The sequence below is a fragment of the Planctomycetia bacterium genome (assembly GCA_021413845.1).
Classification (GTDB): Bacteria; Planctomycetota; Planctomycetia; order Pirellulales; family PNKZ01; genus PNKZ01.
The window spans coordinates 56,196-68,163 of record JAIOPP010000070.1; the positions used below are offsets into that span (position 1 = coordinate 56,196).

Sequence of the window (11,968 nt, forward strand, 5' to 3'; positions counted from 1 at the left end):
AGCGCAGCGCTAAGTTCCCGCAAGTACTGACCACCGACCACTGACCACCGGTCACTGTCCGATTACCGCACCTTGCACTTAAATCGCACGAGGCCCCCTTCGCCCGGCTTGATCGGCTCGTCGATCTCCCAGCGAAGTTCGAGCGACTCGGCCGAGTTCTCGGCGGCGTTGAAGTGGGCCTGACGGCTCGATTGAGCACTGTCGGGCACGTAGGCCAGCCGCGTCGTCAGGCTATCGAGAATGACGACGTTCCCCACGGTTTGATCGCCGATGTTGTCGTAGCGAATCGTGAAGTCGACGATGTCGCCGGGCTGAGCCGCGGGGGTCGAAGCGATCTTGCAAATCCGCAGACGAGCGTCGGTCGGACCTTTCACGATGTAGATCGCTTGGGCCCGCTTGTCGCCGGTCGAGACCACGGCTTGCTGCTTCTCGACGAAGACCTTCACGCCGTCGGCCTTCGACCAAGCAATCGCACTTTCGCTTCGTTCGGCGAGGCGTGCTTTTTCGGATCCGAGCATCGTGCCCGAGCGAATCACCGAGAGGTTTTCGTAAGCGTAGAACGCTTGTTGGTAGTTGTGCGGCATGAGCGCCGTCGACGCGATGCCGGAGCCTTGCTCGCGGCGATAAGTTCCGAGCTTCAAGTTCGCGGTCTGTCCGATCGGTTGCTGTTGTTCCAGCTTCGTACCGACGCGAGCCCGTTCGTTGAAGTAAGAGACCCGTTCGCGCTCGACGATGTTCGTCGGCCCGTCGACCATTTCGCTGGAGACGACGTTCGTCACTCCGCGCACGGAGCTGAAGCGGGGGGCGTAGATATACGCGCAGTTCGACGATTCGACGAGCGTGCGGCCATCCATCGTGTCGTAATGGGCGACGGTGTCTTCGACGTTCAAACCTTGCACGCGCCACTCGGGACTCACGGCCACCGGTTCTTCGGCGTCGCCGCCGTCGTGAAGGTATTCATCTTGCGGCCAAGGGCCTTTAATGCCCGGCGGCGCCCAGGGAGTGACGACGCCGTAAGGAATCGGCGGAGCGCAGTTCGCTTCCCCATCGTAGTCGCGCTGAATCGCAGGCAGCTTCGTGCCGACGATCGCTTTGGCCGGTTTGCCTGCGATCGACTTGGCATGGTTGACCGGAAGCGGGGCAGGGGGCTCTGCGATCGGTTGCTCATCGCTGACGACGCGCACATTCGGATCGTTCGACGACAGGTCCGAGGCGCTTTCCTTCGACAAGCTCTTCGTAAAAGTGCGGCACGACGGCAAGACGGCCAACATGACCATGACCGCAACCGTGCGATGCGCGATCTGAAGAGTGCGAGGGCGTGATGTCATGATGGGCGTTCTCGGAGAGGCTTTAGCGAACGGCGGTCGCTCGACGCGACGATCCGTTCGTGATCGGCTGCGGAGCCGGCGTGGGGATAGGCATAGTGGTCGGCACCGCCTGAGCGAGAGCCGGCAGCGGCACGATTCGGAGCCACTTCGGGCATCCATAGATGAAGTGCATGTCGGGGCCCGCGCTTTCGTCGGGCGTTCGGCCTCCGAGGCGAACGATCGCCACGGGACGTCCTAACCGATCGGCGACTTCCAGCGGATTCGCTTTCGCTCCCGCATCGTGCCACAGTTGCTCGCCCGGCTGCTGCGTGCCGGGCAAGGCTTGCTTCGGATCTTCGATGTAGACGACTCGGGTTACGAGCAAGCCGTCGGTCGCGAGGCGAAGATCATCTTCATTGAAGATGACCGGAATCGGAAAGCGACGTTCCATGCCGACCGGGGCATAAGTGCGATCGATGATCTCGATCGTCGGATAGCATTCGAGATTGCGAAACTGCTCGGGCAGGTTCGAGAGCTTGATTCGATACGGTGTGCCGATTTGCATTCCGGCGAACACGGCTCCTTCGGTCGGCTCGGTCCAGCCACCTTGATCGGCCAACGAAATAAGAACCCCTTTAGGCCCGGTCATCTCGACTGGTTGAAAGTAGCCGACAACCGGTCCGCCGCGTTGCAGCCGAGCCGCGGCGACGGCACCCGGCGGGTTCTGCGTCTGAAACTGATAGTGAGCCGCAGGTTGCTGGGCCTGCGCCACACTTGCCGCCACGACGACGATGCACGCCGGCGCGACAAGCCCGATGAGGCGGCGGATATGCACGATAGATGAAGGCATACGACGACGCTACCAAAGTGGACGCTACGGAACGCGAACGAGACTTGATGCGATGAGCCCCGCGAGAGGACTCGAAGCGATGTGCGGAGCGCCGCCGTGTGTGGTGCGGCGGCGCTCCGCATCGTGAGAGCACGACGAGTTGCTAAGCAACCCGCGGATGAAGCTCTGGAAGATGCGCAGTCGGGTTCTTATTTCCGACTTCTTACTCGACGAAAACTACTGGTTGCTCGGCAAGAGCGGTTGACGAGCGTTCTCGTGAATATAGGCGTGGTTTGCAGCCTTCGGATAGCTCATGCCCGGAGTCTGCTTCACATGCAGACTGACCTTCTTCGAGGGGTCCGGATAGTGCTGGAACGTGTGGTTGCGGACCACATGCTTCTGCACGCCGGCAGGCCCACCTAGCGGGATGTGCGGAGGTCCGGGGAGACCGATCGGCGTCCCGGTGATCGGAATCCCAAATTGGGCTCCGACCGCACCTTGATAGAGCGAGCTCCCTTCGATGCCGCCGTCGACGAGTTCGCCGTTGGCACCCGGCACTTCCAAATCCTTATTACCGATCCGAATGATCGCCATGATCGCACCTTGACGATCGGCTTCGACGATCGGATCTTGGCCCGGATCCAGACGCGTGCTGACGAGTTCTTGCACGCCGGCGACGGCCAATTCTTGGAACTCCGGATCAGGCAAGAAGATGACCTTGGTGACGAAGTTGCCCGAAAGCACTTGGTCGAGGTCTTCTTCCGTGAACTGAATCGGAATCGCGTTGTGCGAGAGATAGGCTTCCGTGCGATTGACGGACGGACCGATTTCGATCGTCGGATAAAGCTCGACGCCCGGGCGGCCCGGCAGGTCGGTCAGCTTCAAACGATAGACGGCCCCTTGCGGGAAGTTGGATCGCGCCGGAGCGACGAGCGGTTCGGAATCGAACAGGCCCGGCTGGCCGACGCTCCAAGCCACGGTCGCCCCTTCAGGGCCGAGAAACGCGACTTGAGAATTCTGTAATGGCATTCCCATCGCCGGATCGCCGAGCGTCATCACGCCGGGGCCGGGGCCATCGACGCCCGGTCCGGGATGCTGCATCATCGTCGCCGGTGGAAGCGTATGCGGCACGAACGGAATACGGCATCCACCGCAGGCCGCCAGCCCGAACATCAAGGCAAATCGGTACTTCATCGGTTCCCCCTTGGATCCATCCCTGTTGAGTCGGGGCGGTATGTTTCCGAGTCCCGGCTTATGAACTGCGTGATCGAGCGTGTCGAACGGCTGCCGCACGGTGCTTTCACCGGCTAGAACCGGCATGGACCCTTGGAAGGCCCCCCGAATACAATGCGACCCCTTCGACTCGGATTTCGCACCTCGATCTGCGTCGTCGCCGACTCGGACCCGAAGAGCGAACTCCCATGTGAGTATCCTCGGCGTCGTACAATGCGATTCTTTGGTAAATCCGTTAGAACCCGTCCATGAATCACAGCAGATACAACTTACCTAGTCGAAGCGCGGCGTTTTTCGTCGCATGGTTTTGCTGCTTCCAGACGGTAATAGGGCAGGGGATCGCGCCCGAGCAAGCTCCTGCCGGCAGTGCCGCGCCCGCCGGTTCTGCGCAACCCGTCGCTCGGCCGGTTGCCGGCAAAGCGGCGCTTCCCGATCCACAGCAGTTGCTGGCCGGATCGAACCGGATGTTGTCGCGACAGAAATCGATCGTGGCGAAGGTTCGGCATCGCGCGACGATTTACGGGCGCGAGCTGATCGGATCGGGCGAATACGCGCAAGGGCCGGAGCTCGCAAGGCTGTTGCGATACGAGCTCCGTATGCAGGTCGATAATCGGGTCGTGAACTTATTGCAGGTTGCCGATGGGAGGCATCTTTGGATTTCGTATCTGCTCAAGGACGAACCGGAAATTCAGCGGGTCGATATCGACCGCGTCTTGGCGGCTCCAAATCCGAATGCGGCGACGGAGCCCGGCGGCGATCCGCATCGTCAGCTCGGCCTCGGCGGACTTTCTCAGTTACTCGCCGCGCTAGGAAAAGACTTTGAATTCAACGGCGTGTTCCGATCCGAATTAGGCGCGTTGCCGGTTTACGGCATCGAAGGTCGCTGGAAAACACCCGCCTTGACCGTCTTCAATCCCAAGATCCCGGCCGATACGCAAGCGGGACGCCGAACCAGCACCGACAGCCTGCGGCCTCACGTGCCCGATCGGGTAGTCATCTATCTCGGAGCCGATGATTTGTTTCCGTATCGCTTCGAGTTTCGACGTTCGGCTAAGTCGGTAGAGCAGGGGGCTGCGAAAGCCGACACCGGACTGAAAGGAGACGACGCCTCGAAGCCGCTGCTGGTCTTAGAGTTCTTCGAAGTGCAGTTCGACGTGCCGATCGAAGAGCGGCTTTTCCAATTCTCCCCCGGCTCGCGACGGTTTGCCGACATCACCGACAAATTTCTTAACGCTCGGACGGCAGTCCCTTAAGCCGTTGCAAGGCCTCGTCGGTCTACCAGCAGCGCTGCTACCCGCAGCGCTTCGACCATGCTGCTGGTCTCCGCCTTGCATTGCCAAGCCAGATCGAAGGCGGTGCCGTGCGCCACGCTCGTCCGCACGATCGGAAGCCCGAGCGTGACGTTGACGGCCCGATGCATCCCGAGCAATTTAAGCGCGATGTGGCCTTGGTCGTGATACATCGCGACGACGGCATCGAACTCCCCGTCGCGTGCTCGGACCATCAGCGTATCGGTCGGATAGGGGCCTGCGACGTAGAGTCCTTCACCCTTCGTTTGAGCGACGGCCGGGGCGATGATCCGTCCTTCTTCGTCGCCGAATAATTCCGATTCGCCGGCGTGAGGGTTCAGCGCCGCGACTCCGATGCGCGGTGCCGAGCCTTTGATGTGGCGCATCACGTCGTGCGCCAAGCGAATCTTTTCGTTCACGGCCATGGTCGTGAGGTTGGCGAAGACATCGCGGAGCGCCATGTGCAACGTAACGTGAATCACTCCCAGGCCCGACGTTCCGCGAATCGACGCTTGCGGGCCGAGATAGAGCATCATTGCGAAGTCGTCGACGCCGCAGAGTTCGGCGAGCAATTCCGTGTGGCCGGGATAGTGATGGCCCGCGGCGTGAAGAGCCGCTTTATGCAACGGCGCGGTCGTAACCGCGGCGACACGATCCGCAAGCGCGAGGCGCGCCGCGGTGACGAGGCAATCGTAAGCGGCCCGGCCGTGGCGCGCGTCGACCAGGCAGCGCGGCGCCGCGAGCACGTCGTCGGAACAGGCTTGCAAGACCGGAATCAGCGTGCGGGTCGGATGGGCATCTTCCGGCGCTGCGATCGTGCGCACTTCGATCGGCAGCTTCCAAAGCTCGACGGCGCGACGAATAATCTCGGGATGCCCGACGACGAACGGTCGGCAGAGATCGTGGACTTCGCTGCTCGGCCAGCAACCGGCGATCACCTCGGGGCCGACACCGGCCGCGTCGCCCATCGTAACGGCAATGAGTGGCTTGTTCATGTCCGCTATTTTAAGCCGGCGGCGAACGCCGGGGCAGGGGAGGGCGGCCCTAGTGAGGCGGCGGTGATTCCCGTAGAACTAATCGCCGGCGCTTCCCCTTTCATTCGGCTTGCGACGCGAGAACACCGTGAACCGTATCTTTTATCCCCTGGCGCTCTTGGGTGCCGTGGCGTTGTCGTCGGTCATGGTTCTGGGGCTCTATCTGCACTCGTACGACATTCGCAACCCGCGCGACATCGAGGCCCAACGCTTGGCGACGGTTCATCGGCTCTCGGGCATCGCCGCCGGAGTGCTCGTGCTGTTGGTCGAGAGCGTTGTCGTGACCTATTTCGTCGGCACGAACCGATGGTGCAAAGAGGTTTCGGAAACGTATCGCTTGGGCGATCGCTTCGTTTCCGAAAGCACTCGGTTGAAACGGAAAGCGTTTCCGATTTCCTTCGTCGGGATGTTGATCGTCGTCGGTATCGCCGCCTTGGGCGGAGCTGCCGATCCCGGCTCCAGCCTGTCTCGCGACTTATTGCTTCGCTTCGGCGGCGACGTCGCTTGGGCCGACTTTCATCTCCTCGCTTCGCTCTTGGGAATCACGCTGATCGTCGGGGGCTTCTTTCTACAGTCGAACTACATCCGCTCCAATCACGCCGTGATCGAAGGGGTGATGGCCGAGGTCAAAAGAATTCGCAGCGAACGAGGACTCGATTAAGACAATCGAGCCCCCGCTGCTGCGAAAAAGCTGCGGCATGTTCGAGCGATCGCGGTGAAGGCTTTATTCCGCTACCACGGCGAGCGGCGGACGGCAGGGAATAATCATGCGGCGTTGGATCGGATAGCAACCGAGACCGAGCGCGTCGGCGACCCATTCGTGCGTCACGCTCGAGTCGACTCGGCCGCTGCGAATGAGAATGCCGGCGAGATACTGGCTGGCGTCGAAGCCGTGGTTGCGCAGTTCGTCGTAGTTGGAACGGCGCGACAGGCCATCTAGGTCCGTGACGGCGTGGATGCAGTTCGAGATGTAAGTCGAACGTGGACCATGATCCGGATCGACCGCTTTATAAAGCACGCAGCCGCTATTGAGCCGCGAGATTTGCCGTAAGGACTTGTCGTAGATCTGCGGTGCGACGATCGGATCGAGCTCATACGGCCCCCACATCGCGAGGCACTCGTTGTTGCAGAGCGCGAACTTGAGTGTCTGATGGAGAGAAAGATTGACTCCCGGCTCGCCGCGCAAGGTAAGGATACGCACGTTGAGCGTACGCGGGAGCCAAGAGATGGTGTGCGAAGTGAGATCGTATTTCGCCGCATTTTCGACGCCGGGCACGGCCTTCACGATCGTCATCCAAGTGTGCGTGTATTTAGCTCGCTTCGGAGAAGATTGCGACCCGAACACGAGCATGAAGTAGCGCTCTTTCGGAGCGGTCGGCCTTGCTGCCGGGGAGTTCGGCGCAGGAGCCGCCGGCGGCGGGCTCGATAACGTGCCGGGTGCTGCGATCGGCGAAGGGCCGGGCGCAACCGTTTCCGTGCCGTTCGGTTGCACCTTGCTGGTGCTGGGCGCCGTCGGCGATGTGACATCCGGGGTGGGCTTCGTTGCCGGCGTGGGCTGCACCGTCACGGGCTTATCTTGCGTGACCTTTTCGATCGGCTTCGGAGGCGTTTCGATCGCCTTGGGGGCCTCGACCGGCTTCGGAGCCTCGGTCGGCTTTGGAACGTCGGTGGGTTTTGCGGGCGCTTGTTGCGCTGCGACCATCGCAGGTGAAAGCAGCGCCGCGGTCCAAATGAAAATCGCTCTGAGCCGATAGCTGTGGTTGTTTGTCATCGGTGTCCTCAAGTTTAGAAATGCGCTTCAGCCCGCTATCCGACCAGCTACGGCAAAGGAATTCTCATGTCCGATGTCGTGCAAAGCTGCGTCGGCTGCGATGCTGAGTCAAAGTTGTCGGCGAGTCGTGGCAATGATACGAGTCGCAAGAAAATCGACGCGATGAGAGCGCATAACAGGCAGCAACAGGGGCTTACGGAACCGTTATCTCTTAAGCCAAGCGCAAGCACGCTTGGTCGGCTAAAAACCACACGCCGAAGTTTGGCGTAAAAGATCGTGATCGCTTTTCATCCGACTTGTACGCTTACGAACCGATTCATGAGATGGCGTTTAGTCGTCAACATACCGTTCGCAAGAGATTTAAATCGCTGGACACTTAGGGACGCGGTGAAGCCGTTGCAGCAGGCTTCCCACTCGGATCGCTCGTCGCTTGTCGACCGTTGCCCACGTGCGAATGGTCGTGTCCGCTCTGCTCTAAGAAAACGATCCCACCCGCGATGGCAAGTCCCGCGACCAACGCCAAAGAAAGCTGCAAACGGTTGTGAGAATGAAACTGAAGCTCGGGAAGCAGATCGCTCGTCGAGATGCAAAGAAACGTCCCTGCCGCTAGAGCCAAGACGCAGCCGATCGCTTGCTTATCGGCCGCGCCGAAGGTGAACAAACCCGCTTGGAAGAGCAGGGCACCGATCGGCACCGAGAGCGCGTAGCCGAAGTTCACCAGATGCCGATGTCGAACCGATCGCCCTCCGACGGCCATGAGCGCACCGAGCGTGAGTGAATCGAGCGGCTTATGCAACGCGATCACCAGAAAGATAGCGAGGCCGGCCCATGCGAGGTCGTGATGTTCGCTCCGTTCGGCGGCGATCCCGGCGGCCAACGCTACGCCGTCGAGCAGGCTATGGAGCCCGAGACCGAGCAGGGCAGGGCCCCAACCGATCGAAGTCGAAGAACCATGAGCCTCTCCATGATCGTGGCCGGCATGCGTGTGCTCGCCGTGACTATGCCCGTGATGCTTGTGGTGTTCATGATCGCAATCGTGGGCCGGGGCCTGAGGTTCGGTCGACGTCGGCTCGGGCGGAGCGTCGTGGTGGTGAAAATGAAAGGCCCGCTCGATAAAGAACATCAGCAGAAACCCGGCCAACGCGAACCACATCGTCCGATCGATCGAACCGACGAGCAAGAAAGCGTGGGGGATTAGATGTAGCAGCCCGACGCCGAGCATCGCCCCGGCGACGAAGCTCAACGCCGTCTGCATGCGCGTATGCGTCAGACGAAACCAATGCGGAATGAATCCGCCGAGCAAGGAAGCCCCGACGATCCCGGCGCAATAAATCGAAAGGAGTACCGCAGCGCTCATGAGTGGTGACGGACGCGGAGAAGGGCGTGGATCGGAAATATGCTCGACGTACTGAAATGCGAACGGTTCGCAAGCGACGATCTTCCAGTATCGTGCGGAAGCCTCGCCGTCACAAGGCTCTGCGGACAATCGGCGCTAGGCATCCGTCGCCGCGTGGCTTTTTATGCCGCCACAGAGTATTTTCAGCGATCTTAGATCTCTTGCGCACAGTCAACGCGTAAGCGCACGTATGCTGCGTAGGACATTGTAATCTCCGTCTTTCCCTATCTTTGCGAGTCTTTGTCGATGCGTGCCTGCGTCCAGCGTGTGAGCCGAGCCGAGGTCGTGGTTGCCGATGAGACCATCGGTGCGATCGAGCGCGGGCTGCTGGTGCTGCTCGGCGTCGCTCAAGGCGACACTCCGGCCGACGTCGACTATCTGGTCGAGAAGGTCGTCGGGCTCCGAATCTTCAACGACGCCGACGGCAAGATGAATCTTTCGCTCGCCGAAATCGACGGCGCGATGCTTGTCGTCAGTCAGTTCACCTTGCTCGGCGATTGCCGTAAAGGAAAAAGGCCCAGCTTCACCGAGGCCGCCGAGCCCGTGAGCTCGCTCGCGCTCTACGAGTCGTTCGTCGCCGGCGTTCGCGCCCGCGGCATCGTCGTGGCGACCGGAAAGTTTCGCGCCGACATGGCGGTGACTCTCACCAACGACGGGCCGGTGACCCTGCTCGTCGATAGCCGCAAGAACTTCTAAGCCGAGTTAATATCGCCGAGTCATCGGGTAACCGGCCCGAGGTTGTTGGCCGTAGTTCGGCTGCGCCTGATAAGCCGGCACCGTAGCGTTCGGGTAATACGGCTGCTGATACTGTTGCGGATAAGTCTGTGTCGCGGGCTGATACGATTGCGACTGTTGCTGTGGATACGTCGCCGGCGAATAACCGCTTTGGCCGTAATACGACTGTTGATAAGCCGCCTGCTGGTAAGCCGCTTGATAGGCTTGCTGCTGCGCCGCCACTTGCTGTTGGTAAAGCTGTTGTTGATACGCCTGCTGTTGTTGCAAGGCGTAAGCTTGTTGCAGAGCAGGGGAGGGCTGCTGCGTTTGCGTGGGGCTGCTTTGTGTCGGCTGCGTCGTAGTGCCGGTGGGTTGCGCCGGCCCATCGTTCGGGAGTCGCAGATTCGTTTTTTGTTCGATCTCTTTGACGATCGCCGAAGCGACCGAGTGCAGCTCTTGGCCGCGCGGCGAGACTGTCGACCAAACCGGATCGTTCAACACGACGACGCCGAGCAGAATCAGCTTCACGTAGCACGATAAATTTCCCCACGCGCTATCGCCCCACAGCTTCATCGCCGTGCCGGACGAGCTCTTCAAGCCGATTCCACCTTTGAAGCGGATGCTCCAAATCTCGTCGAGAATGAGATGCGAGAAGAAGCCGACAAGGACGGCGCAAGCCTTAAACGCGCGCAGATAAATGTCCCCCGTCGCGCAGAGCAGAAATGCGACCTCGCCGGCGATCAGCGCTGCGGGAATGCTATGAAACATCCCGCGATGCACGGTATATTTCTTCAGCAACGTCCCCAAGCCGAAACGAACCGCAATGTACATACCGGCGCCGGCAAGAACCATCGTCTCGGTCGACCAGCCTTGTGCCTCGAACCGCGAAGTGAGCAGCATCGGCACGCACGCCGCCGCGAACGCCAAACTTTCTCGAAGCGGAATGCCGGAATCGCTATCTAAGTCGGGCAGCATTCCGGAGACGCTGCACAGCGCGCCGGCCAAGAGGCAAGGGGGGGCCGGGAGCTTGAAGTAGGTATACGCAACCGCCGCATAGCCGACGCCGAGCGCCGTACTGGTCGTGATGTGCGTCTTGAAGTCGGCCACGCGCAAATGCTCCAGGAAATGGGCCTTTCGGCGGGTCGCGACTGTATCGCAAGCAGCCATCCCCCACCAGAGCAGACCGCGCGATTCCGGCCCCTTCGGAGCATCGCCACGTCTCTCGTTTTGCTAGCTTGAACTGATCTTCGTCGTTCGGCACTGCAACACTTATACTGCGGGCTGCCTCTCTCCCACTTCGAGCACCTCCGCGCATCGCGCGCGTCAAAGGCCGTTCATGGAAACCTACGACATCGTCATGCTGGCAGTGCTCGGCTGCGCCACGCTCTTCGGATTTCTGAAAGGCTTCGCGTGGCAAGTGGCGTCGTTGGCTTCGCTTACGCTGAGCTATTTCTGCGCGTATCGCTTTGCCGACCAGATCGCGCCGCTGTTGAACGCCGATCCGCGCTGGAGCAAATATCTGGCGATGCTGCTCGTCTATTGCGGCACCGGCTTCGCCGTCTGGATGGGCTTCCGCTTCGTCTCGGGCGCCATCGATAAGATCCGGCTCCGCGAGTTCGATCGCCAGATGGGCGGGCTCGTCGGCGTCGCAAAAGGCGTATTGCTATGCACGATCATCACGTTCTTCGCCGTATCGCTTAGCGAACAAACTCGCGGTGCCGTGCTGCGCTCGAAGTCGGGCGTTTACATCGCCGGCTTCCTGCACAAAGCCACGCCGATCATGCCGCCGGAGTGGATCGCGCTGCTCGGACCGTACCTCGACAAGCTCGACAAAGGCTTGAACCCGAACCAGCAAGTCGAGTATCCGTCGATCCCGACTCTGCCGGGCAACCTCACCACGCAACTCAACCAAGCGGCCGGAGCCTATGGACAGCAAATGCTCCAACAGTCGCTAGGCAACAACGGCCTGCCGACCGGCTACACCCAAGGCGCCCCGCAATACGGCCCAGCCCCCAACTACCAACAAAACTACCAACCGCAATACACACAACCTCAATACAACCAACCGCAGTACGCGCAACCGCAAATGCCCCAACCGCAATACTACACCCCAGGCCAACAAACCCAGCCGATGAACCCGTATTCGTCGGGGTCGTAATGCCAAAATAGGAAGCACGGGGTGATTGCAACAACGAAAGTGAAGTGCAATTCCTTACCGATCGTGCAGTTTCCACTTTAGCGTCTTCCTTATTGTGGCCGGTTCTTGGTACTTGCGCCTCTGCGCGCCTTATTTCTGCATCCCTTTTCTTCGTGCGCGACTCCTCGCATTGCGGTCCCGCAATCTCTCGACGACGATAGCGGTTCGCGAATTGCCTTTCATTGACCTCTTTTCCAT

The 11,968-nt window shown here is 60.5% G+C and carries 11 protein-coding genes; 4 read left to right on the top strand and 7 right to left on the bottom strand.

The genetic code is table 11. The features are described from left to right. Positions 1–62 precede the first annotated feature (62 nt). The 3 genes from K8U03_12700 to K8U03_12710 form a co-directional block, all read right to left on the bottom strand. Positions 63–1,328: a DUF11 domain-containing protein gene (locus K8U03_12700; GenBank protein ID MCE9605746.1), complete on the bottom strand. Its 1,266-nt coding sequence runs from the start codon at positions 1,326–1,328 to the stop codon at positions 63–65. A 22-nt stretch (positions 1,329–1,350) separates the two neighbouring features. Next, positions 1,351–2,157 (bottom strand): hypothetical protein, encoded by an 807-nt coding sequence (locus tag K8U03_12705; GenBank protein MCE9605747.1) that lies wholly within the window; start codon positions 2,155–2,157, stop codon positions 1,351–1,353. Between the two features lie 216 nt (positions 2,158–2,373). Next, complete coding sequence (locus K8U03_12710) at positions 2,374–3,330, bottom strand: hypothetical protein (GenBank protein MCE9605748.1); 957 nt, start codon at positions 3,328–3,330, stop codon at positions 2,374–2,376. Positions 3,331–3,617: 287 nt separating this feature from the next. Here K8U03_12710 and K8U03_12715 point away from each other — a divergent pair, with 287 nt between their 5' ends. Next, positions 3,618–4,622: a hypothetical protein gene (locus tag K8U03_12715; protein MCE9605749.1), complete on the top strand. Its 1,005-nt coding sequence runs from the start codon at positions 3,618–3,620 to the stop codon at positions 4,620–4,622. Here the strand turns inward: K8U03_12715 and pdxA are convergent. Next, the gene (gene pdxA, locus K8U03_12720; protein ID MCE9605750.1) at positions 4,619–5,653 is read right to left on the bottom strand and encodes a 4-hydroxythreonine-4-phosphate dehydrogenase PdxA; all 1,035 of its coding nucleotides are present in this window, start codon (positions 5,651–5,653) and stop codon (positions 4,619–4,621) included. The two genes, K8U03_12715 and pdxA, sit on opposite strands and share 4 nt — an antisense overlap. Positions 5,654–5,780: 127 nt before the next feature. Between pdxA and K8U03_12725 the strand changes: the two genes are divergently transcribed. Further along, positions 5,781–6,353 carry a hypothetical protein gene (locus tag K8U03_12725; GenBank protein ID MCE9605751.1) on the top strand — a complete coding sequence of 191 codons (573 nt, stop codon included), beginning with the start codon at positions 5,781–5,783 and terminating at the stop codon, positions 6,351–6,353. A gap of 63 nt (positions 6,354–6,416) precedes the next feature. Here K8U03_12725 and K8U03_12730 read toward each other — a convergent pair whose 3' ends face one another. Together K8U03_12730 and K8U03_12735 are read right to left on the bottom strand one after the other, a co-directional pair. Next, positions 6,417–7,463, bottom strand: coding sequence for a hypothetical protein (locus K8U03_12730; protein ID MCE9605752.1), 1,047 nt, complete (start codon positions 7,461–7,463; stop codon positions 6,417–6,419). 376 nt (positions 7,464–7,839) lie between these two features. After that, the gene (locus K8U03_12735; GenBank protein ID MCE9605753.1) at positions 7,840–8,820 is read right to left on the bottom strand and encodes a ZIP family metal transporter; all 981 of its coding nucleotides are present in this window, start codon (positions 8,818–8,820) and stop codon (positions 7,840–7,842) included. 285 nt (positions 8,821–9,105) lie between these two features. Between K8U03_12735 and dtd the strand changes: the two genes are divergently transcribed. Beyond that, complete coding sequence (dtd, locus tag K8U03_12740; GenBank protein MCE9605754.1) at positions 9,106–9,555, top strand: D-tyrosyl-tRNA(Tyr) deacylase; 450 nt, start codon at positions 9,106–9,108, stop codon at positions 9,553–9,555. Between the two features lie 6 nt (positions 9,556–9,561). On the opposite strand, the gene K8U03_12745 is transcribed toward dtd, so the two are convergent. Next, a complete protein-coding gene (locus K8U03_12745) occupies positions 9,562–10,680 on the bottom strand; it encodes a metal-dependent hydrolase (GenBank protein ID MCE9605755.1) in 1,119 nt (372 codons plus the stop codon). A gap of 229 nt (positions 10,681–10,909) precedes the next feature. Between K8U03_12745 and K8U03_12750 the strand changes: the two genes are divergently transcribed. Further along, entirely contained in the window at positions 10,910–11,731 is an 822-nt protein-coding gene (locus K8U03_12750) for a CvpA family protein (GenBank protein ID MCE9605756.1), read from the top strand. Positions 11,732–11,968: the final 237 nt, after the last annotated feature.